Below are 19,650 nucleotides of genomic sequence, written 5' to 3'. Positions count from 1 at the left end.
CGGCTCGGCCGGTGGGCCGAAGACCCCTCACGGCGCCGCCTCGTACATCCTCGCGATCACGGCCTCGATGTCCGGCTCCCGCACCGACAGGTCCATCAGCGGGTACTCCGCCGCGATCCGCGCCACCAGCGGGGCGGCCGACGCCGAGGCGGGGAAGGCCAGCCACTGGCGCGGGCCCTCCACCTTGACCGCCCGCAGACCCGGCCCCGATCCGTCGGACTTCAGCTCGATCGGCGGGAGCTCGCGCTCCAGGTCCACCACCAGCATCCGCTCGCTCTCCCCCACCTCATGGAGACCGGCGAGCGGACCGTCGTACATCAGACGGCCGTGGTCGATCACCATCACCCGCCGGCACAGCTGCTCGATGTCGGTCAGGTCGTGCGTCGTCAACAGGACCGTGGTCCCGAGTTCCGCGTTCAACTCCTTGAGGAACTGGCGCACTTTGGCCTTCGAGATCACATCGAGCCCGATCGTCGGCTCGTCCAGATAGAGCACCTCGGGATCGTGCAGCAGGGCCGCCGCGATATCGCCCCGCATCCGCTGGCCCAGCGAGAGCTGCCGTACGGGGACCTCCAACAGCGCTGCCAGGTCGAGGAGTTCGACGCAACGGTCCAGGTTCTCCCGGTAACGGCGGTCCGGGATGCGGTACATGCGGTGCATCAGCCGGTACGAGTCGCGCAGCGGCAGGTCCCACCAGAGGGTGGTCCGCTGGCCGAAGACCACGCCGATGCGGTGCGCCAGGCGCGTACGTTCCCGGGACGGGTCGATCCCCGCCACGCGCAGCCGGCCGCCGCTCGGGGTGAGGATGCCGGTCAGCATCTTGATCGTGGTCGACTTGCCGGCCCCGTTCGGGCCGATGTAGCCGACCATCTCACCGCGCGCGACCTGGAAGCTGATCCCGTCCACGGCCCGGACCTCATGCCGTTCCCGGCGCAGCAGGCCTGCCCGGCGGCGGACCTGGAAGACCTTCTCGACGCCGTCGAGGGTGATGAAGCCGTCACCGCCCGCGCCCGTGACCTCTTGTGCGAACCCGTCCACCGTGTCCAACTCCCTCTTCCTCAACTGCCCGTACTCCGGTAGGTCCGCAGCGCCGCCCGCCACGCGAGCCCGGCCAGCGCCCCGAACGCCACGGCCACCACCGGCGACAGGAACGCCACCCACTCCGGCAGGTCCAGCGGATACTCCCGGTCCAGCACGTACAGCGTGGGCAGCCAGCTGACGAAGGCCAGCGGGACCACGAACGTCACCCCGCGCACCAGGTCCTTCGCGAAGATCGTCGGCGGGTACTGGAGCAGCGTCGCCCCGCCGTAGGTGAACGCGCTCTGCACCTGCGAGGCGTCCTGCGCGACGAACTGGAAGGCCGCCCCGAACACGAAGACCGCCCCGAAGACCGCCGCACCACTGATCACCATCACCGGCAGCATCGCCACCTTCAGCGGCGTCCACGCGATGTCCAGGGTGATGAGCGCGTAGCCGAGCACCGCCAGCCCCTGGACGACCCGCCCGATCCGGCGCAGCGCGAACCGGTCCGCCGCCACCTGCGCCAGCACCGGGACCGGCCGTACCAGCAGGGTGTCGAGCGTTCCGTCCCGCACCCGGCGGCCCAGCCGCTCCATCGACCCCAGGAGCAGGTCACACAGGCCGAACGCGGTCGCCGACACCCCGTACAGCAGGGCGATCTCCGGCAGCGTGTAGCCGCCCAGCGCGTCGACGTGGGTGAACATCAGCACGATCGTGAGGAAGTCGAATGCCGTCACCGCGAGGTTCCCGAACGTCGTCATGACGAACGAGGCCCGGTACGCCATCGTGGAGCGCACCCACATCGCCACGATCAGCCGGTACGCGCGCAGCCCCTCCAGCAGCCCGGGCCGCTCCTCGTACGCGAAGCCGACCGGTTCCCGGCTCTCGTCGGGCCGCACCGCCACCGTCTCAGCCACCCTGCACCACCACCCTCCTCGTCGCCACGCTCTGGAGCAGCCGCCCCGCCAGCAGCAGCGCCACCGCCCAGGCCCCCTGGAACGCGTAGGCCTCCATCAGCTCCCACCCCGTGTACCTGCCGAGGAACACATCGGCGGGGATCTGAAGCAGCGAGGACCACGGCAGCATCCGGGCCACCTCGCCCAGCAGCCCGGGGAACAGCGGCAGCGGCAGGAGCATCCCGGAGAAGAACAGCCCCAGCAGCCAGGCCATCTGGGTCGCGCCCGCGCCGTCCAGCAGCCAGAACGCCGACAGCGCGACCAGGAAGCGCACGGCGAAGCTCACGACGATGCCCAGCAGCACGGAGAGGAGGAACGCCGGCCAGATCCACGGCGAGCCGGGGAGCGCGATGTCGAAGGCGAGCGCCCCCGCGAGCATCGGCACCACCCCGCGCCCCAACAGCTGGAACGCCGCCCGGCCCAGGTCCCCCGCCAGCCACCACAGCTGGAGGTCGACCGGGCGGTACAGATCCACGGCGATGTCCCCCGTACGGATCCGCTCCATCAGCTCGTCCTCGAAGCCGCCGCCCATCATGGCGCAGGCCGCGAGCAGGCCCTGCCCGATCCAGACGTACGCCAGCGCCTGGGACATGTCGTACCCGCCGAGCTGGGGACGTTCGTCCCACAGGGCGATGTAGGTGTAGGCCAGGATGAAGCCGAAGACGGTATTGGTGAACACCCCCGCGGCCGTCGCCGTCCGGTACGTGGCGTAACGCCGGAACCCGCCCGCCGCCACCACTGCGTACAGCCGCACGCCGCCCCCTCTCCCCCGCCGCCACCGGGCCGGGAGACCCGCTCCCCGGCTCCGGACACCAAAGCGCAAGACCTTAGAGCACCGAAGAGGACGGCCGCGACCGCTTTTCCAGCGGTGCCGGGTACCGGAGAACGGGGGAGATCGGAGGATGATACGAGGGTTTCCCCGCGAAACGGGCACTATGGGAGCACCGACCGCACCCGAGGAGCCCCCACCGACATGAGCGACGAGCACCAGACCTGGGCCCCTCGGGACCCCTCAGCCGCCTCGCCGAGCCCCGGGGACGACGAGGGCGCGCAGGGAGCGCAGGGCAAGGCACCGGGAAAGAAGGGGCGCACGAAACGCCCCAAGCGGACCGGTTGGCGCCGCCTCTTCCCCACCTGGCGGATGCTCCTCGGGACCTTCCTGCTCGCCGCCCTCCTGCTCGGCGGCGGGTTCTTCGCCGGCTACCAGCTCGTCGGCATCCCGGCCGCCAACGCCGGCGCCGACGCGCAGTCCAACGTCTACCTCTACAAGGACGGCAGCGTCCTGGCCCGCGACGGCGAGGTGAACCGGGAGAAGATCAAGCTCTCCCAGGTGCCCCGGACCGTTCAGCAGGCCGTGCTGGCCGCCGAGGACCGCGACTTCTACTCCCAGCCCGCCGTCGACGTGAAGGCCATGTTCCGGGCCGGCTGGAACACCGCGACCGGCAAGGGCAAGCAGGGCGGCTCCACCATCACCCAGCAGTACGTCAAGAACTACTACCTCGGCCAGGAGCGGACCGTCGTCCGCAAGGCCAAGGAGTTCTTCATCGCCATCAAGCTCAACCGCGAGCAGAGCAAGAACCAGATCTTCGAGGGCTACCTCAACACCAGCTACTTCGGGCGCAACGCGTACGGCATCCAGGCCGCCGCCCAGGCGTACTACGGCAAGAACGTCGAGGACCTCACCACCGCCGAGGGCGCGTACCTCGCCTCCCTGCTGAACGCCCCCAGCGCGTACGACGTCGTCGCCCACCCCGACAACAGGCCCGCCGCCCTGAACCGCTGGAACTACGTCCTGGACGGCATGGTCAAGGAGGGCTGGCTCGACTCCGGGGAACGGTCGACGACCGAGTTCCCCGTACCCGGCGAGGCCAAGCCCTCCACCGGCCTCTCCGGCCAGCGCGGCTACCTGGTGCAGGCCGTCGAGGAGTACCTCACCGGCAACGGCGTCATCGACGCGAAGACCCTCGCCACCGGCGGCCACCGCATCACCACCACCCTCGACAAGAAGAAGCAGGACGCCTTCGTCGCAGCGGTCAGGGACAACGTGATGAAGAAGCGGAGCGGCGACCGCGAGGCCGACAAGAACGTGCGCGTCGGGGGCGCCTCCATCGTCCCGGAGACCGGCGAGGTCGTCGCGATGTACGGCGGCGTCGACTACACGAAGCAGTACGTCAACAACGCCACCCGCCGCGACTACCAGGTCGGCTCCACCTTCAAGCCGTTCGTCTTCACCTCCGCCGTCGCCAACGACTCGACCACCCTCGACGGGCGGCGCATCACCCCCGAGACGTACTACGACGGCACCAACAAGCGGACCGTCCAGGGGCCGCAGGGTTCCACCGGATACGAGCCCGCCAACGAGGACGACGTCGACTACGGGCAGATCACCGTCCGCACCGCCACCGACAAGTCCGTCAACTCCGTATACGCGCAGATGGCCCAGGACGTCGGCCCCGACAAGGTCCGCGAGACCGCACTCGCCCTCGGCATCCCGAAGACCACCCCCGACCTCACCGCCTCCCCCTCCATCGCGCTCGGCCCCGCCACCGCCAGCGTCCTGGACCTCACCGAGGCGTACGCGACCCTCGCCAACCACGGGCGGCACAGCTCGTACACCCTCGTCGAGAAGATCACCAAGGACGGTACGGACATCGAGCTGCCCGACCGGAAGACGGAACAGACCGTCACCCGCGAGGCCGCCGACACCACCACCGCACTCCTCCGCTCCGTCGTCGAGGGCGGCACCGGCTCCGCCGCCCAGGCAGCGGGCCGCCCCGCCGTCGGCAAGACCGGCACCGCCGAGGAGGACAAGGCCGCCTGGTTCGCCGGGTACACCCCCGACCTCGCGACCGTCGTCGCCGTGATGGGCCAGGACCCCGAATCCGGTGTCCAGACCCCGCTGTACGGAGCCCTCGGCCTGGACCGCGTCAACGGCGGCGGGGTCCCCGCCGAGACCTGGGCCGCCTACACGGAGGCGGCCCTGCGCTCCTCCCCGGCCCAGGAGTTCGATCTCGAAACGGCCCCCGGCTCCGACGAACCGCAGGAGCCGGGTGACGAGGAGACCGGAACCACCGAACCGGTCACGCCCGACGACTCCCCCACCGGCACCTCCCCCAGCGCCCCGGCCGCCACCACCCCCTCGGCCCCCACCTCGTCAGCCCCGCCGAGCAGCGACAACACCACGGGATCCACCACGGACGGCGGGAGCGGAGGCACGGACGGCGGAGCGACCGGAGGAGACGGCGGAACCGGAACGGGGACGGACGGAGGCACCACCGGGGACACCGGCGACGGCGGAACGGGCACCCTCGGCGGTCTCATCGAAGGCGTCCGGGGCGCCCGCTACCCGGGCGAGTGACCCACTTCCCCAGGGACCGGTGACCGGACATCCCCAGAGGTGAGTGACCGGGCACCCCCAGGCGTCAGTGCCCGGACGTCGCCTTCAGCCCCACCACCGCGACCAGCAGCAGACAGACGAAGAAGATCCTGGCGGCGGTCACCGGTTCGTTCAGCACGACCATGCCCAGGATCGCCGCACCGGCAGCGCCGATGCCGACCCACACGCCGTACGCCGTACCGATCGGCAGCGTCTTCGCGGCGTGCGACAGCAGCACCATGCTCGCCACGATCCCGAGGCCGGTGAACACGCTCGGCCACAGCCGGGTGAACCCCTCGGTGTACTTCATCCCGATCGACCAGCCCACTTCGAGCAGACCGGCGACGAGCAACAGAATCCAGGCCATGACAGGCACCTCCGACGAAACCACGCGAACAGAACGGGTGCGTCGTCTTTGCCAACCCGGTACGGCGCGTCTCGTCGGGGTGGTTCCACCGTAGCAAAAAACGAGGAAAGGGCCTGGTGACCATGGTCACCAGGCCCTCCCGCCATGGGTCCTACAGATACAGCCCGGTCGAGTCCACCGAACCCTCGAACCGGTCCGCCGCCACCGCGTGCAGATCGCGCTCCCGCATCAGCACGTACGCCACGCCCCGCACCTCGACCTCGGCACGGTCCTCGGGGTCGTACAGCACCCGGTCGCCGGGCTCCACCGTCCGCACGTTCTGACCGACCGCGACGACCACGGCCCAGGCGAGCCGCCGGCCCACCGCCGCCGTCGCCGGGATCAGGATGCCGCCGCCGGAGCGCCGCTCGCCCTCGGCGGTGTCGTTCCGCACCAGGACACGGTCGTGCAGCATGCGGATGGGCAGCTTGTCATCGTCGTGGCCGCTGCCGCGCGTGATGTCGTGGGTTCTGTCGCTCACGCCCGCAACCTACCGTCACCGCTCCGGCGCGCACGCCTGAGGGGCCCGTGCGCCTCCCGGGGGAGACCGGTCACGTGCGGCGCTTCGAGAGGGTGAGCAGGCCCACCACACCCACCACCAGCAGCGCGGCGGGGATCACCCGCTCCAGTCGCGGCGAGCCGTCCGCCGCGACGAACTGCGCCTTCACCTGTGACACCGAACGATTCACCGCGACGAACGCGCGGCCGGCGGTCCGGTCCACGGTCTGGGCCGCCTTGGCCTTCGCATCGCCGATGATCGTCTTCGGGTGTACCCGCACCCCGATCTCGTCGAGCACCACAGCGAGCTGCTCACGCCTGCTGATGATGTCCGCCTCGATCTGCGCAGGGGTCCTGGCATCCGACACTGCGCCGCCTCCGTGGTCGTCTCTCCGGTAAACCTTCATCGACAGTCTGTCAGCTCGAACCCCCGCGCACCCGGCGGCACCCCTATTACGCTCGGTCCCGTCCGACCCGCGCACCACCCGAGGAGAACCACATGAGCGAGCGACTCAAGCCCGGCGACCCCGCCCCCGCCTTCACCCTTCCCGACGCCGACGGCAACGAGGTCTCGCTCGCGGACCACAAGGGCCGCAAGGTCATCGTCTACTTCTACCCGGCAGCTCTTACCCCCGGCTGCACCAAGCAGGCCTGCGACTTCACGGACAACCTCGACCTCCTCGCGGGCGCCGGGTACGACGTCATCGGCGTTTCGCCCGACAAGCCGGAGAAGCTGGCGAAGTTCCGCGAGCAGGAGAACCTCAAGGTCACGCTGGTCGGCGACCCGTCGAAGGAGACGCTGGAGGCGTACGGCGCCTTCGGCGAGAAGAAGCTCTACGGCAAAGTGGTGACGGGCGTCATCCGCTCCACCGTCGTCGTCGACGAGGACGGCAAGGTCGAGCACGCCTTCTACAACGTCAAGGCGACCGGTCACGTGGCGAAGATCATCAGGGACCTGGGCATCTGACCCTCCGGCTCGCCCGGTCCGCCCCGGCTCAACCGCCCCGGATGGGCCACCGGGGCGGCCGGGCCGGGCGGGCCTCCGCCCCGGGCACCAGGGGGCGCCCAGCCCGCACGGCAACCCCGGGTCCGCCCCGGAACGATGTCGAGAACATGTGAGGGACATCGCAACCGGCCAAGAAGTCGGTTTGCGACCGCCACGACCGCGCAGAAGCCTTTCCTGGAACACCCTCCGAGGAAAGGAACCGGCCATGGCGGCCCCCGACCCCCACAAGGCGGCCGACCCCGAAGCGGTCAAGCGCCACCCCACGCTCTTCCGGGCCGTCCGGAAGCGGAGGAACCCCAGGCTGCGCCGGACGGACATCACCGTCACGGACGACGCCGCGGTGAAGCGCGCCGTGAAAGCCGCATCGCTGGGCAACGCCATGGAGTGGTTCGACTTCGGCATCTACTCCTACCTGGCCGTCACCATCGGACACGTGTTCTTCCCGTCCGGGAACGAGACGACGCAGCTCCTCTCCTCCTTCGCGACCTTCGCGGTGGCCTTCCTCGTACGACCGCTCGGCGGCATGTTCTTCGGCCCGATGGGTGACAAGGTCGGCCGGAAGAAGGTCCTCGCGCTGACGATGATCCTGATGGCGGTCGGCACGTTCGCCATCGGCCTGATCCCCTCGCACGAGACGATCGGCGTCTGGGCCGCGGTCCTGCTGATCTTCTTCCGGATGCTCCAGGGCTTCTCCACGGGCGGTGAGTACGGCGGCGCGTCCACGTTCATCGCCGAGTACGCCCCCGACAAGCGCCGCGGCTTCTTCGGCAGCTTCCTGGAGTTCGGCACCCTGGCGGGGTACGTCGGCGCGGCGGGCCTCGTGACGGCCCTGTACGCCCTCCTGAACGACGCGCAGATGGAGTCCTGGGGGTGGAGGATCCCGTTCCTCGTCGCGGGCCCGCTGGGCCTGGTCGGCCTCTATCTGCGACTGCGCCTGGACGAGACCCCGGCCTTCCAGAAGCTGGAGGGCGGCACGGCACACGCGAGCGAGGCGGCGGACGGCGTCGAGTCGACCGCCAAGGGCGACCTCGCCAAGATCTTCCGGGAGTACTGGCCGACGCTGATCCTCTGCATCTGCCTGGTCGGCGCGTACAACATCACCGACTACATGCTGCTGTCGTACATGCCGACGTACCTCTCCGACGAGCTCGGCTACAGCGAGACCCACGGGCTGCTGATCCTGCTGGCGGTGATGGTGTTCCTGATGGCGATCATCAGCCAGGTCGGCAAGCTCTCCGACCGCTTCGGCCGCAAACCGCTGCTGATGACGGGCATGCTGGGCTTCCTCTTCCTCTCCCTCCCGGCGTTCCTCCTCATCCGGATCGACGGCATCCTCCCGATCACGGTCGGCATGCTGCTGCTGGGCCTCTCCCTGGTCTGCATGCTCGGCACGATGTCGGCGGCCCTGCCCGCCCTGTTCCCGACGCACGTCCGCTACGGGTCCCTGTCGGTGGGCTACAACCTCTCCGCGTCGATCTTCGGCGGTACGACCCCGCTGGTGATCACGGCCCTGATCAGCTGGACCGGCTCCAACCTGATGCCCGCGTACTACGCGATGGCGGCGGCCCTGGTCGGCGTGATCTCGGTCGCCTGCATGAAGGAGACCGCCCAACAGCCCCTGGCCGGCTCCCCGCCCTCGGTGGAGACGGACGAGGAGGCGGCGGAACTGGTCCACGCGCAGGCGCCGGAACCGAAGTTCTGACGCCTTCCCTCTTGAAAGCCCCCTCCGGATTTCGGACGTGCCCATCCGATAAACGGTTCGTTGCTCCGTACGAGGCTTCGAACGCGCGGCCGGAGACGGAGGGGCATGGGGAACAGCCCGTACACACGGGAGCGACTGGCGGGGGCGGCCGCGTCGTCGCGGACGCTCTCGGAGGCGTTGACGAAGCTCGGGGTGGATCCGAAGAGCCCGACGCGGCGGTATGTCCGTGACCGCATGCGGAAGATGGGCATAGCCACGGAGCACTTCGAGCGCGAGGGCACTCGCTGGACCAGAGAAGTGCTGGTGCCCGTGGTCGCCCTGTCGAACAGCGTCTACGACGTGTTGCGGCGCCTCGGCCTGGAGGCTGTGGGGGGCCACCACAGCAACATCAGCAGACGCATCAAGGCGTACGGCATCGACACCTCACACTTCGCCCCACCCTCGCGTGCCGGGACAACGAAGCGTCACCTTCCGCCCGAAAAGCTGCTGGTGGTCGACTGCTCACCACACCCTCGCCGTATTCCCAGCTCCCGCCTCAAGACCGCCATGGCCGCGCTCGGTGTGGCGGAACGCTGTGCCCTCTGCGGAACGGAACCGCTCTGGCGTGGCAGGCCGCTCCCGCTTGAGGTGGACCACATCAACGGCAGGTGGAGCGACAACCGTCCGGAGAATCTGCGGCTCCTCTGCCCCAACTGTCATTCGGCTACGGACACGTACCGCGGTCGCGGCAAGGGGCGTCGTGCCGGGCACGGCGGCGGCCGGTGAACCAGAGACAGCAGTACACCCGCGAGCGGCTGATCGAGGCCGCAGAGCGTTGCTCGGACATCGACGAGGTCATCAGGTTCCTTGGTACTCGTCCCTACGCGAAGCTCCACCTCCATCTGCTGAGGCGGATCGCCCATCACTCTGGAGATCGACCACATCAACGGCGACCGGAGCGACGACCGCGCCGAGAACCTTCAGTTGCTCTGCCCGAACTGCCATACCGTCACCACCACCTGGTGCCGAGGGGGCGCACGCAGGGTCGCGCGCCAGGGAACTCTCACACCGGCCGGGCCGCCTCGCCCGGTACGATGACATGCGTCTGGCGGCGGTGGTGCAACTGGCGACACAGCAGACTTAGGATCTGTGGCCCGTGAAACGGCTTGAGGGTTCGAATCCCTTCCGCCGCACCGAGAACGGCCTGCGCATCGAAGTACTGATGCGCAGGCCGTTTCCCGTCTCCGGCCTACCCCGCCAACTCCCGCACCACCGGCACCAGCGCCCGGAACGCCTTGCCGCGGTGGCTGATCGCGTTCTTCTCCGCCGGGGTGAGCTCCGCGCACGTGCGGGTCTCGCCCTCAGGCTGGAGGATCGGGTCGTAGCCGAAGCCTCCTGTCCCGGACGGGGTGTGGCGCAGGGTGCCGTTCAGGCGGCCCTCGACCACGCGTTCCGTGCCGTCGGGGAGGGCCAGGGCGGCGGCGCAGGCGAAGTACGCGCCGCGGTGTGCGTCCGCGATGTCGCCGAGCTGGGCGAGGAGCAGGCGGAGGTTGGCCCCGTCGTCGCCGTGGGTGCCGGACCAGCGGGCCGAGAAGATGCCGGGGGCGCCGCCGAGGACGTCGACGCAGAGGCCCGAGTCGTCGGCGACGGCGGGGAGGCCGGTGGCCCGGGCCAGGGCGTGGGCCTTGAGGAGCGCGTTCTCGGCGAAGGTGACGCCGGTCTCCTTGACGTCGGGGATGTCCGGGTACGCATCCGCGCCGACGAGGTCGAGGTCGAGTCCCGCGTCGGCGAGGATGGCGTGCAGTTCGGTGATTTTCCCGGCGTTGCGGGTGGCGAGGATCAGGCGCTTCATGGACCGATTATCGCCGGGCGAGGTGTCCGGCCGGCCCGGCCCCTCGCCCGTGCCGGCCCGCCCGTCCGCCCGCCACCGCCCCTACGGCGTGCAGACCTTGCCGATCTCCGTCGCCGCGTTCGTCACCGGGGTGATGTCCGGGGTGGCGTCGCCGCTCTCGATGGACTCCCGCACGTCGGTGACGCCCGTCTGGAGGTCGTCGACCGCCTTGGAGAGGTCGGCGTTGTCCGTGGTGTCGTCGAGCTTCTTGAGCTCGCGGTCGATGTCGTCCAGGGCTTCCGATGCCTGGGTGATGTCCTCGGAGGCGCTGGACACGGCCTGCTGGAGGTTGCCGACGCTGGTGGCGATGGCGTCGGCGGTGCGGACGCAGTCGAGGGCCTTGTCGAGCCCTGCGCAGCCCACGGCCGTGGTCAGTGTCAGCAAGGTGGCGGCGGTGGCGAGTGCGAGGCGTTGGTGGCGGCGCGAAGCCATGGTGCGGTCCCTCCCCGGGGATCGGTACGCGGACGGGCGCACGGTTCGACCCGTACGCCCGTGCTCGTGATGACGCTCTGTGGTGCGTATTTGGTTGCTTCTTTACCCGCGGAGGGTGAGTCGTTACACGTCCCGGGTGGTTGCGAGTGCGTCGCGCTGGAGTGTGGCGAGGTCGACGCAGCCCGCGGTGGCGAGGTCCAGGAGCGAGCCGAGCTCCTTGCGGTCGAACGGGGCGCCCTCGGCGGTGCCCTGGACCTCGACGAAGCGCCCGTCGCCGGTGCAGACGACGTTCATGTCGGTCTCGGCGCGGACGTCCTCCTCGTAGCAGAGGTCGAGGAGCGGGGTGCCGTCGACGATGCCGACGCTGATCGCGGCGACGGTGTCGGTGAGCGGCTTGCGTCCGGCCTTGACGATCTTCTTGCCCTGGGCCCAGGCGACGGCGTCGGCGAGGGCGACGTACGCGCCGGTGATGGCGGCCGTACGGGTGCCGCCGTCGGCCTGGAGGACGTCGCAGTCCAGGACGATGGTGTTCTCGCCGAGGGCCTTGTAGTCGATGACCGCGCGCAGGGAGCGGCCGATCAGGCGGCTGATCTCGTGGGTGCGTCCGCCGATCTTGCCGCGGACGGCTTCGCGGTCGCCCCGGGTGTTGGTGGAGCGGGGCAGCATGGAGTACTCGGCGGTGACCCAGCCCTCGCCGCTGCCCTTGCGCCAGCGCGGGACGCCTTCGGTGACGGAGGCGGTGCAGAAGACTTTGGTGTCGCCGAAGGAGATGAGGACTGAGCCCTCGGCGTGCTTGCTCCAGCCGCGTTCGATGGTGACGGGGCGGAGCTGTTCGGGGGTGCGGCCGTCGATGCGAGACATGGGGCCGACTTTATCCGTTGGCGGGGGTGGCTCCGTTCGGGTGCGGTGGAGGGGTGGGGCGGGCGTCCGGCGGTACGGCGCAGGCCCCGTCACCGGTGGGGTGCGGGGCCTGCGGGGGCGGCCGTCCCCCAGGGGGGCGGCCGTGGTGTCCGGCGGGGTGTCAGCCGGTCACATCATGTCTTCGATGTCGGCGGCGATGGGGTCCGCGTCGGTGCCGATGACGACCTGGATCGCGGTGCCCATCTTGACCACGCCGTGGGCGCCGGCGGCCTTGAGGGCGGCTTCGTCGACCTTGCTGGCGTCGTGGACCTCGGTGCGGAGGCGGGTGATGCAGCCTTCGATCTCGTCGATGTTCTCGATGCCGCCGAGCCCGGCGACGATCTTCTCAGCCTTGGTGGCCATGTCCTTCTCCCTGGTTTTCGCGTGCAGACGGGCCGCCCGCTGCGGGTCCGTTTCGTCACGGTAACGCACGGTTGGCCCAACTTCGCGGGCGGGTAACCGGACTATCACCAAAGATGACGATCACCGGTGCCCTGACTTCGGGGCGGACCCCGGACCGTGACGCAACTGGTCTACACCAGTTTCCAACGACCGCCAAACGAGGCTTGTTCCGGAAGGATGCCGATGAGTTCGAGCGCCGCTGCGGCACCGCAGCCAAAATGGTGGAACGGGCCGGTCCAGGGCTTGCAGAAGGTCGGCCGCAGCCTCCAGCTCCCGGTGGCCGTCCTCCCGGCGGCCGGTCTGCTCGTCAGCCTCGGGAACCTGTTCTCCTCCTACCTTCACGGCGCCTTCTGGGAGAAGACCTCCCTGGTGCTGCTCAACGGCGGCACCGCGATCCTCGACGGCCAGGTCGGCCTGCCGCTCCTCTTCTGCATCGGCGTGGCCATCGGTTTCGCGAAGAAGGCCGACGGCTCGACCGCGCTCGCGGCCGTGGTCGGCTTCCTGGTCTACCGGGGCGTCCTCGGGGCGTTCCCCATGGACGGCAGCGTGACGGACGAGCTGCCCGCCGGTGAGCCGCAGAACCCCGGGGTCCTCGGCGGCATCCTGATCGGCCTGCTGACCGCGGTGGTCTGGCAGCGCTACCACCGCACCAAGCTGGTGGACTGGCTCGGCTTCTTCAACGGCCGGCGCCTGGTGCCGATCCTGATGGCGTTCCTCTGCGTGATCCTGGGCGTGCTGTTCGGGCTGCTGTGGCAGCCGGTGGGTGACGGGCTGACCTGGTTCTCCAAGCAGCTCATCGACCTCGGCTCGTGGGGCGCGGCGATCTTCGGCTTCGCGAACCGGCTGCTGATCCCGATCGGCATGCACCAGTTCCTGAACACGTTCTTCTGGTTCCAGGCGGGCGAGTTCACCGGGGCGGACGGCGCGACCGTCCAGGGCGACATCTCCCGGTTCTTCGCCGAGGACCCGTCGGCCGGGCAGTTCACCTCGGGCTTCTTCCCGATCATGATGTTCGGCCTCCCCGCGGCCGCCCTGGCCATCACCCACACCGCGCGGCCCGAGCGCCGCAAGGAAGTGGGCGGGCTGATGGTGTCGGTGGCGCTGACCTCGTTCGTCACGGGTGTGACCGAGCCGATCGAGTTCTCGTTCATGTTCGTCGCACCGCTGCTGTACGGCGCGCACGCGGTGCTCACCGGCGCCTCGATGGGCATCACCTGGCTGCTGGGGGTGCATGCCGGGTTCAGCTTCTCGGCCGGGTTGATCGACTACGTCGTCAACTGGCATCTCGATACGAAACCATGGCTGATCATCCCGATCGGCGTGTGCTTCGCGGTGATCTACTACGTGGTCTTCCGCTTCGCTATCACCAAGTTCGACCTCAAGACTCCGGGGCGCGAACCGGAGGAGATCGAGAAGGAGATCGAGCAGGACCTCACGAAGTAGCAGGACAGAGGGGCTGCCGCCCCGCTCGCCCAAGGCCCTCGGACCCTCCGGTCCGGGGGCCTTCGGCATGTCACCGAACGTGCCGGATCTACTACCGCGAATCAGGAGGGAATTGCAGGTTCCTTATCTAACCCTCACCGTGCTAAAACTGGTCTACACCACTGAGTGGTCCAGACCACGGCTGTCTGCCGCGTCTGTCGAGTCGCCGCCTCCCCGCATCAATGACCCGGGCGGCACCGTGCCCCATGGAGGATGTTGATGACCACGGCTGAGACCGCACCCGCGGCCGAGAAGAAGAAGGGCGCCGGCGCGATGGCCGTCATGCAGCGCATCGGCCGCAGCCTCATGCTGCCGGTCGCCGTGCTGCCGGCTGCCGCGCTCCTGGTACGCCTCGGCAACGGCGACATGCTGGGCCGCGAATCGTTCCCGACCTTCATCACGAAGCTCGCGAGCTACATGGCCGCGGGCGGTGGCGCCATCCTCGACAACATGCCGCTGCTGTTCGCCGTCGGCATCGCCATCGGCTTCGCGAAGAAGTCGGACGGCTCGACCGCGCTGGCCGCCGTCACCGGTTACCTCGTCTTCCAGAAGGTGCTCGCCACCTTCACGGACGGCAACCTGCCCCAGGTCGCGAGCGTGGCCGACGGCAAGATCGTGATGAGCGACGCCCCTGTCAACGCCGGTGTCCTCGGCGGTGTCGTGATGGGCATAGTCGTGGCCCTGCTGTACCAGAAGTTCTACCGGACGAAGCTGCCCGACTGGGCGGGCTTCTTCAGCGGCCGCCGCCTGGTCCCGATCCTCTCCGCCTTCGCGGGTCTGCTCATCGGTATCGTCTTCGGTCTGATCTGGCCGGTCCTCGGCGCCGGTCTGCACAACTTCGGTGAGTGGCTCGTCGGCTCCGGCGCGGTCGGCGCGGGCATCTTCGGTGTCGCCAACCGTGCGCTGATCCCGGTCGGCATGCACCACCTGCTGAACTCCTTCCCGTGGTTCCAGGCGGGCGAGTACAACGGCGCCCACGGCGACATCGCCCGCTTCCTCGCCGGTGACCCGGACGCCGGACAGTTCATGACCGGCTTCTTCCCGATCATGATGTTCGCCCTCCCGGCGGCCTGCCTCGCGATCGTCCACTGTGCCCGCCCCGAGCGCCGCAAGGTCGTCGGCGGCATGATGTTCTCCCTGGCGCTGACCTCGTTCGTCACCGGTGTGACCGAGCCGATCGAGTTCACGTTCATGTTCATCGCCCCGGTGCTGTACGCGATCCACGCGGTGCTGACCGGTGTGTCGATGGCCTTGACCTGGGCGCTCGGCATGAAGGACGGCTTCGGCTTCTCCGCCGGTCTGGTCGACTTCCTGCTGAACCTCGGCATCGCGTCGAAGCCCTGGCTGCTGGTCCTGGTCGGCCTCTGCTTCGCGGTGGTCTACTACGTGGTCTTCCGCTTCGCGATCACCAAGTTCAACCTCCCGACCCCGGGCCGGGAATCGGACGAGGAGCTCGCCGAGCTGCAGAAGGCCGAGGCCAAGTAGCCCTCAGCCCCAACCCGTACACACGGAACCCCCGCCCTCCCTCCCGGAGGGCGGGGGTTCCGTCGTACTCGGAACTCAGAACTCGTACACCGCTCCCGGCACGGCCAGTTCCACCGGGCCCGGGTAGACCGTCCGCGCGTCGGCGAGGTTGCGGTCCGCGTCCGTCCACGGCGGGATGTGGGTCAGGACGAGCCGGCGTACGTCGGCGCGGGCGGCGGCCTCGCCCGCCTCGCGGCCGTTGAGGTGCAGGTCGGGGATGTCTTCCTTGCCGTCGACGAACGACGCCTCGCAGAGGAACAGGTCCGCGTCCCGGGCCAGCTCCTCCAGGGCGTCGCAGATTCCCGTGTCCCCGGAGTAGGCGAGGGTGGAGCCGCCGTGCTCGATCCGGATGCCGAAGGTGTCGACGGGGTGGCAGAGCTTCTCCGTACGGACCGAGAAGGGGCCGATCTCGAAGGAGTGCGCCTTGAGCGTGTGGAAGTCGAAGACCTCGCTCATCGCCCGGTCGGAAGGGGTGTCGGCATGGGCGGTGGTCAGGCGCTGCTCGGTGCCCTCGGGTCCGTAGACCGGAAGGGGGACGGGGCGGGCGCCGTCGTGGCGGTAGTAGCGCACGACGAAGTACGCGCACATGTCGATGCAGTGATCGGCGTGGAGGTGGCTGAGGAAGATCGCGTCGAGGTCGTAGAGACCGACGTGGCGCTGCAGCTCGCCGAGGGCGCCGTTGCCCATGTCGAGGAGCAGCCGGAAGCCGTCGGCCTCTACGAGGTAGCTCGAGCATGCCGAACCCGGGGACGGGAACGAGCCGGAGCAGCCGACGACGGTGAGCTTCATGGAGCGTGAACCTCCGAGACGTGGGAACGGGGAGGGTTCGTGCGGAAGGGGTCGTGCAATTCCTGCCGGAACGTTTTGCGGTTTGTCGAGCGTAAGGCGCAAAACTCCGCGTCGCTCCTCTGCCGCCTGCCGTTGTGGGGGAACTCACCTGCTCTGTCACCGGTTCGATGGAAGCGCGTCCATGGTGGGGCCCGGGCGCGGCGTCCTGACGCGGGAGGGGTGCCCGCCGGCCGCCGGTACGGTCGGGGGATGGACATGTTCTGGTGGGTGGCGCTGGTCGCCGTGGTTCTGCTGGCCCTCGTCGCCGCGGTGGTGGACGGGCGGGGGCGCTCGGACCGGGGGCCCCGGTCGCGGCGGCCCCGGCAGCCGGAGGGGTCGACCCGGCCGCCGTCACGGCCGTCCGGCCCGGCGGGGCGCGGGGACGGGCGTACGCCGCGGGCGGGTGAGGTGTGGTGGGCCGATGTGCCGTACGAGGACGGGCCCGGGTCCAAGGACCGGCCGTGCCTGGTCCTCTCCGTACGGGGCCGGGGCCGGGGGCGCACGGCCGTCGTCGCCAAGATCACCAGCAAGCATCACGAGGAGCGGCCCGGGGTGATCGCGCTGCCCGCGGGAACGGTGGGGGATCAGCGGGGGCGGCAGAGCTTCCTGGAGACGGATGAGCTGCGTGAGGTGCGGGTCGCCGGGTTCCGCCGGAGGGTGGGGGCCGTGGATGCGGAGCTGTGGGAGCGGGTGCGGGGGCTGGGGGCGGGGTGACACCTCGCGGTGGCGCGGGCGGGGTGAGGGGCGGGGCCTTTCGGGGCGCTGCCCCGGGCCCCGCTCCTCAATCGCCGGAGGGGCTTGAAAGATGTCCTCGAACGCCGGACGGGCCGGGATGGTGCGGACGGGCTGCAAGCAGGGCTTGAGCCCGGAGTTGGCCAGGCCCTACGCCCAGAGCTGGCCCTGCAGTGTTTCGATCGCCGCTTCCGTCGTCTCTGCCGTGTAGACGCCCGTCGACAGGTACTTCCAGCCGCCGTCCGCCACCACGAAGACGATGTCCGCGCTCTCCCCCGCCTTGACCGCCTTGTTGGCCACGCCGATCGCCGCGTGGAGTGCGGCGCCGGTGGAGACGCCCGCGAAGATGCCCTCCTGCTGGAGGAGTTCGCGGGTGCGGGTGACCGCGTCGGCGGAGCCGACGGAGAAGCGGGTGGTGAGGACCGAGGCGTCGTAGAGCTCGGGGACGAAGCCCTCGTCCAGGTTGCGCAGGCCGTAGACCAGGTCGTCGTAGCGCGGTTCGGCGGCGACGATCTGGATGTCCGGGCGGTTCTCGCGGAGGTAGCGGCCGACGCCCATGAGGGTGCCGGTGGTGCCGAGGCCCGCCACGAAGTGCGTGATGGACGGGAGGTCGGTGAGGATCTCCGGTCCGGTGGTGGCGTAGTGGGCGCCCGCGTTGTCGGGGTTGCCGTACTGGTAGAGCATCACCCAGTCCGGGTGCTCCGCCGCAAGTTCCTTCGCGACGCGTACGGCGGTGTTGGAGCCGCCCGCGGCCGGCGAGGAGATGATCTCGGCGCCCCACATGGCGAGCAGGTCGCGCCGCTCCTGCGAGGTGTTCTCCGGCATGACGCAGACGATGCGGTAGCCCTTGAGCTTGGCCGCCATGGCGAGCGAGATGCCGGTGTTGCCGCTGGTGGGCTCCAGGATGGTGCAGCCGGGCGTCAGCCGGCCGTCCTTCTCGGCCTGTTCGACCATGTGGAGCGCGGGGCGGTCCTTGATCGAGCCGGTGGGGTTGCGGTCCTCCAGCTTGGCCCAGATGCGGACGTCCTCGGACGGGGACAGCCGCGGGAGGCGGACGAGGGGGGTGTTCCCCACGGCCGCCAGCGGGGAGTCGTACCGCATCAGCGCATGCCGCCGGCGACGGCCGGGAGGATGGTGACGTTGTCGCCGTCGCTGAGCTTGGTGGTGATGCCGTCGAGGAAGCGGACGTCCTCGTCGTTGAGGTAGACGTTCACGAAGCGGCGGAGCTGTTCGCCGTCGACGATGCGCTCACGGATGCCGGTGTGGCGGCTCTCCAGGTCGGCGAAGAGGTCGGCGAGGGTGTCCCCGTTGCCCTCGACGGCCTTGGCGCCGTCGGTGTAGGTGCGGAGGATGGTCGGGATGCGGACCTCGATGGCCATGGCGTGGGCTCCTGTCGAAAGCGGGGAGGTGGCGTGGGGCGCGCGTTTCTTCCCCCGCGCAGGGGGTGTGGTGCGTGGTGCGTACGGGTGGGGCTCGCGCGGACCGGGACTCAGGCCGGGCGGCTCACGGGCAGGCCGCGGGCGGCGGACAGATCGCGCTCGCGAGCCTGCACAGGTCGACGTGCAGCCGCGCGACGAGCAGCGTGCCCGGCGTCCTGTTGCTCACGTCATGGGGAACCATGCGGGCATCGTATCGATTCCCGGTCCGGAAACCCGAGTGTGATCCCACATGATGGATGGCGAGCGACCACTATGCGGACCGATGCCGTCTGGTGTGGTCCTGCGGGAGGTAGATCACCGTGGGGGCGCCGGTCTTCGGGTGGGTGCTGACCTCGGCGGCGACGCCGTACACCTCGCTCAGCAGCTCCGCCGTGAGGACCTCCTGAGGGGTGCCGGAGGCGACGACGCGGCCGTCCTTGAGGACGTAGATCCGGTCGCAGTAGTACGCGGCGAGGTTCAGGTCGTGCAGGGCGAGGAGGTTGGTGGTGCCCAGCTCGCGGACCAGGGAGAGGATCTCCAGCTGGTAGCGGATGTCCAGGTGGTTGGTCGGCTCGTCCAGGACGACGAGCGCGGGCTGCTGGACCAGGGCGCGGGCGACCAGGGCGCGCTGGCGTTCGCCGCCGGAGAGGGAGGCGAACGTACGGGGTTCGAGTGCGGCGATCCCCACCCGCTCCAGGGCGTCGGTGACGAGCGCGGTGTCGGCGGCGCTGTCCGCCTCCCAGAACCGCTTGTGCGGGGCGCGGCCCATCGCGACGACCTGGCCGACGGTGAGCTCGAACCCGGCGTGACCGTCCTGCGGGACGGTGGCGACGCGGCGGGCACGGGCCTTCACGGGGAGGGTGGCGAGGTCGTCGCCGTCGAGGAGGACCCGGCCGTGGGTGGGGCGCAGGGTGCCGTAGACGCAGCGCAGGAGCGTGGTCTTGCCGCTGCCGTTGGGGCCGACCAGGCCGACCGTCTCGCCGTCGGCGGCGGTGAGGTCGACGGCGTCGACGAGGTGGCGGCCTTCGCCGATTCCGTACGAGAGGCCCTCGGTGCGCAGGGTGGTCACGGGCGGGCTCCCCCGGCGGTACGTACGGT

Annotated in this window: 22 protein-coding genes, 1 tRNA gene, 1 pseudogene and 1 riboswitch; of the genes and pseudogenes, 9 read left to right on the top strand and 15 right to left on the bottom strand. The window is 69.8% G+C overall.

The genetic code is table 11. The features are described from left to right. Positions 1-27: 27 nt before the first annotated feature. From ACK8N7_RS23445 to ACK8N7_RS23435, 3 genes are read right to left on the bottom strand one after another with little or no spacing between them, the layout of a single operon-like run. On the bottom strand, positions 28-1,047 hold the full coding sequence (locus tag ACK8N7_RS23445) for an ABC transporter ATP-binding protein (RefSeq protein ID WP_500444032.1): 1,020 nt from the start codon (positions 1,045-1,047) through the stop codon (positions 28-30). Between the two features lie 11 nt (positions 1,048-1,058). Continuing rightward, the gene (locus ACK8N7_RS23440) at positions 1,059-1,937 is read right to left on the bottom strand and encodes an ABC transporter permease (RefSeq protein ID WP_500444031.1); all 879 of its coding nucleotides are present in this window, start codon (positions 1,935-1,937) and stop codon (positions 1,059-1,061) included. Continuing rightward, positions 1,930-2,730: an ABC transporter permease gene (locus ACK8N7_RS23435; RefSeq protein WP_403213212.1), complete on the bottom strand. Its 801-nt coding sequence runs from the start codon at positions 2,728-2,730 to the stop codon at positions 1,930-1,932. The genes ACK8N7_RS23440 and ACK8N7_RS23435 overlap by 8 nt, the downstream gene beginning before the upstream one ends. Positions 2,731-2,949: 219 nt before the next feature. Here ACK8N7_RS23435 and ACK8N7_RS23430 point away from each other — a divergent pair, with 219 nt between their 5' ends. Beyond that, positions 2,950-5,334, top strand: a complete 2,385-nt coding sequence (locus ACK8N7_RS23430) for a transglycosylase domain-containing protein (protein WP_500444030.1) — start codon at positions 2,950-2,952, stop codon at positions 5,332-5,334. A 64-nt stretch (positions 5,335-5,398) separates the two neighbouring features. Here the strand turns inward: ACK8N7_RS23430 and ACK8N7_RS23425 are convergent, their stop codons facing one another. The 3 genes from ACK8N7_RS23425 to ACK8N7_RS23415 form a co-directional block, all read right to left on the bottom strand. Beyond that, positions 5,399-5,719 carry a DMT family transporter gene (locus ACK8N7_RS23425; protein ID WP_327218489.1) on the bottom strand — a complete coding sequence of 107 codons (321 nt, stop codon included), beginning with the start codon at positions 5,717-5,719 and terminating at the stop codon, positions 5,399-5,401. Between the two features lie 36 nt (positions 5,720-5,755). Further along, a riboswitch (guanidine-III (ykkC-III) riboswitch) is annotated at positions 5,756-5,814 on the bottom strand. Between the two features lie 56 nt (positions 5,815-5,870). Next, entirely contained in the window at positions 5,871-6,173 is a 303-nt protein-coding gene (locus tag ACK8N7_RS23420) for a GroES family chaperonin (protein WP_043974418.1), read from the bottom strand. A 136-nt stretch (positions 6,174-6,309) separates the two neighbouring features. After that, a complete protein-coding gene (locus ACK8N7_RS23415; protein ID WP_015608807.1) occupies positions 6,310-6,624 on the bottom strand; it encodes a DUF3618 domain-containing protein in 315 nt (104 codons plus the stop codon). 131 nt (positions 6,625-6,755) lie between these two features. Here ACK8N7_RS23415 and bcp point away from each other — a divergent pair, with 131 nt between their 5' ends. The 5 genes and pseudogenes from bcp (at position 6,756) to ACK8N7_RS23390 (ending at position 10,136) form a co-directional block, all read left to right on the top strand. Continuing rightward, entirely contained in the window at positions 6,756-7,223 is a 468-nt protein-coding gene (gene bcp, locus ACK8N7_RS23410) for a thioredoxin-dependent thiol peroxidase (protein WP_015608808.1), read from the top strand. A gap of 244 nt (positions 7,224-7,467) precedes the next feature. Beyond that, on the top strand, positions 7,468-8,964 hold the full coding sequence (gene proP / locus ACK8N7_RS23405; RefSeq protein ID WP_500444028.1) for a glycine betaine/L-proline transporter ProP: 1,497 nt from the start codon (positions 7,468-7,470) through the stop codon (positions 8,962-8,964). Positions 8,965-9,069: 105 nt separating this feature from the next. Then, the gene (locus ACK8N7_RS23400; RefSeq protein ID WP_500444026.1) at positions 9,070-9,729 is read left to right on the top strand and encodes an HNH endonuclease; all 660 of its coding nucleotides are present in this window, start codon (positions 9,070-9,072) and stop codon (positions 9,727-9,729) included. A gap of 126 nt (positions 9,730-9,855) precedes the next feature. Beyond that, a pseudogene (locus ACK8N7_RS23395) lies at positions 9,856-10,041 on the top strand (HNH endonuclease signature motif containing protein); the annotation flags it as partial. 10 nt (positions 10,042-10,051) lie between these two features. Further along, a tRNA-Leu gene (locus ACK8N7_RS23390) sits at positions 10,052-10,136 on the top strand. 56 nt (positions 10,137-10,192) lie between these two features. Here the strand turns inward: ACK8N7_RS23390 and rdgB are convergent. From rdgB to ACK8N7_RS23370, 4 genes are all read right to left on the bottom strand, one after another. Then, positions 10,193-10,795, bottom strand: coding sequence for an RdgB/HAM1 family non-canonical purine NTP pyrophosphatase (gene rdgB / locus ACK8N7_RS23385; protein ID WP_500444025.1), 603 nt, complete (start codon positions 10,793-10,795; stop codon positions 10,193-10,195). An 81-nt stretch (positions 10,796-10,876) separates the two neighbouring features. Continuing rightward, entirely contained in the window at positions 10,877-11,266 is a 390-nt protein-coding gene (locus ACK8N7_RS23380) for a hypothetical protein (RefSeq protein ID WP_403213221.1), read from the bottom strand. Positions 11,267-11,389: 123 nt separating this feature from the next. Next, positions 11,390-12,127 (bottom strand): ribonuclease PH, encoded by a 738-nt coding sequence (rph, locus tag ACK8N7_RS23375; RefSeq protein WP_355292826.1) that lies wholly within the window; start codon positions 12,125-12,127, stop codon positions 11,390-11,392. Positions 12,128-12,295: 168 nt separating this feature from the next. After that, complete coding sequence (locus ACK8N7_RS23370; RefSeq protein WP_256963024.1) at positions 12,296-12,556, bottom strand: PTS sugar transporter subunit IIB; 261 nt, start codon at positions 12,554-12,556, stop codon at positions 12,296-12,298. Positions 12,557-12,751: 195 nt separating this feature from the next. Here ACK8N7_RS23370 and ACK8N7_RS23365 point away from each other — a divergent pair, with 195 nt between their 5' ends. Beyond that, positions 12,752-14,011, top strand: a complete 1,260-nt coding sequence (locus ACK8N7_RS23365) for a PTS transporter subunit EIIC (RefSeq protein ID WP_403213223.1) — start codon at positions 12,752-12,754, stop codon at positions 14,009-14,011. Between the two features lie 258 nt (positions 14,012-14,269). Beyond that, positions 14,270-15,535 carry a PTS transporter subunit EIIC gene (locus ACK8N7_RS23360; RefSeq protein WP_355124541.1) on the top strand — a complete coding sequence of 422 codons (1,266 nt, stop codon included), beginning with the start codon at positions 14,270-14,272 and terminating at the stop codon, positions 15,533-15,535. 75 nt (positions 15,536-15,610) lie between these two features. Here the strand turns inward: ACK8N7_RS23360 and ACK8N7_RS23355 are convergent, their stop codons facing one another. Then, positions 15,611-16,363 carry an MBL fold metallo-hydrolase gene (locus tag ACK8N7_RS23355; RefSeq protein ID WP_403213226.1) on the bottom strand — a complete coding sequence of 251 codons (753 nt, stop codon included), beginning with the start codon at positions 16,361-16,363 and terminating at the stop codon, positions 15,611-15,613. Positions 16,364-16,612: 249 nt separating this feature from the next. On the opposite strand from ACK8N7_RS23355, the gene ACK8N7_RS23350 reads away from it, so the two are divergent. Then, positions 16,613-17,116, top strand: coding sequence for a type II toxin-antitoxin system PemK/MazF family toxin (locus ACK8N7_RS23350; RefSeq protein WP_403213227.1), 504 nt, complete (start codon positions 16,613-16,615; stop codon positions 17,114-17,116). Positions 17,117-17,284: 168 nt separating this feature from the next. Here the strand turns inward: ACK8N7_RS23350 and ACK8N7_RS23345 are convergent, their stop codons facing one another. The 4 genes from ACK8N7_RS23345 to ACK8N7_RS23330 all read right to left on the bottom strand — a co-directional run bounded on the left by ACK8N7_RS23345 (position 17,285) and on the right by ACK8N7_RS23330 (position 19,621). Further along, positions 17,285-18,235 carry a PLP-dependent cysteine synthase family protein gene (locus ACK8N7_RS23345; RefSeq protein ID WP_403213229.1) on the bottom strand — a complete coding sequence of 317 codons (951 nt, stop codon included), beginning with the start codon at positions 18,233-18,235 and terminating at the stop codon, positions 17,285-17,287. Then, positions 18,235-18,513, bottom strand: a complete 279-nt coding sequence (locus tag ACK8N7_RS23340; protein WP_351096320.1) for a MoaD/ThiS family protein — start codon at positions 18,511-18,513, stop codon at positions 18,235-18,237. The genes ACK8N7_RS23345 and ACK8N7_RS23340 overlap by 1 nt, the downstream gene beginning before the upstream one ends. Positions 18,514-18,637: 124 nt before the next feature. Further along, the gene (locus ACK8N7_RS23335) at positions 18,638-18,754 is read right to left on the bottom strand and encodes a putative leader peptide (protein ID WP_319348922.1); all 117 of its coding nucleotides are present in this window, start codon (positions 18,752-18,754) and stop codon (positions 18,638-18,640) included. Positions 18,755-18,823: 69 nt separating this feature from the next. Beyond that, positions 18,824-19,621, bottom strand: coding sequence for an ABC transporter ATP-binding protein (locus ACK8N7_RS23330; protein WP_403213231.1), 798 nt, complete (start codon positions 19,619-19,621; stop codon positions 18,824-18,826). Positions 19,622-19,650 lie beyond the last annotated feature (29 nt).

The sequence above is a fragment of the Streptomyces griseobrunneus genome, from assembly GCF_046713465.1.
Lineage (GTDB): Bacteria > Actinomycetota > Actinomycetes > Streptomycetales > Streptomycetaceae > Streptomyces > Streptomyces microflavus.
This window is presented reverse-complemented; position numbering and strand designations above follow the sequence as displayed.

Excerpts from the sequence above, each read along its gene's own strand:
- ACK8N7_RS23360 (WP_355124541.1), top strand. The coding sequence starts at position 14,270 with ATGACCACGGCTGAGACCGCACCCGCGGCCGAGAAGAAGAAGGGCGCC.
- ACK8N7_RS23335 (WP_319348922.1), bottom strand. The coding sequence starts at position 18,754 with ATGGTTCCCCATGACGTGAGCAACAGGACGCCGGGCACGCTGCTCGTC.
- ACK8N7_RS23430 (WP_500444030.1), top strand. The coding sequence starts at position 2,950 with ATGAGCGACGAGCACCAGACCTGGGCCCCTCGGGACCCCTCAGCCGCC.
- bcp (WP_015608808.1), top strand. The coding sequence starts at position 6,756 with ATGAGCGAGCGACTCAAGCCCGGCGACCCCGCCCCCGCCTTCACCCTT.
- rph (WP_355292826.1), bottom strand. The coding sequence starts at position 12,127 with ATGTCTCGCATCGACGGCCGCACCCCCGAACAGCTCCGCCCCGTCACC.
- proP (WP_500444028.1), top strand. The coding sequence starts at position 7,468 with ATGGCGGCCCCCGACCCCCACAAGGCGGCCGACCCCGAAGCGGTCAAG.
- ACK8N7_RS23350 (WP_403213227.1), top strand. The coding sequence starts at position 16,613 with ATGGACATGTTCTGGTGGGTGGCGCTGGTCGCCGTGGTTCTGCTGGCC.
- ACK8N7_RS23345 (WP_403213229.1), bottom strand. The coding sequence starts at position 18,235 with ATGCGGTACGACTCCCCGCTGGCGGCCGTGGGGAACACCCCCCTCGTC.
- ACK8N7_RS23420 (WP_043974418.1), bottom strand. The coding sequence starts at position 6,173 with ATGCTGCACGACCGTGTCCTGGTGCGGAACGACACCGCCGAGGGCGAG.
- ACK8N7_RS23400 (WP_500444026.1), top strand. The coding sequence starts at position 9,070 with ATGGGGAACAGCCCGTACACACGGGAGCGACTGGCGGGGGCGGCCGCG.
- ACK8N7_RS23425 (WP_327218489.1), bottom strand. The coding sequence starts at position 5,719 with ATGGCCTGGATTCTGTTGCTCGTCGCCGGTCTGCTCGAAGTGGGCTGG.
- rdgB (WP_500444025.1), bottom strand. The coding sequence starts at position 10,795 with ATGAAGCGCCTGATCCTCGCCACCCGCAACGCCGGGAAAATCACCGAA.
- ACK8N7_RS23365 (WP_403213223.1), top strand. The coding sequence starts at position 12,752 with ATGAGTTCGAGCGCCGCTGCGGCACCGCAGCCAAAATGGTGGAACGGG.
- ACK8N7_RS23380 (WP_403213221.1), bottom strand. The coding sequence starts at position 11,266 with ATGGCTTCGCGCCGCCACCAACGCCTCGCACTCGCCACCGCCGCCACC.
- ACK8N7_RS23355 (WP_403213226.1), bottom strand. The coding sequence starts at position 16,363 with ATGAAGCTCACCGTCGTCGGCTGCTCCGGCTCGTTCCCGTCCCCGGGT.
- ACK8N7_RS23340 (WP_351096320.1), bottom strand. The coding sequence starts at position 18,513 with ATGGCCATCGAGGTCCGCATCCCGACCATCCTCCGCACCTACACCGAC.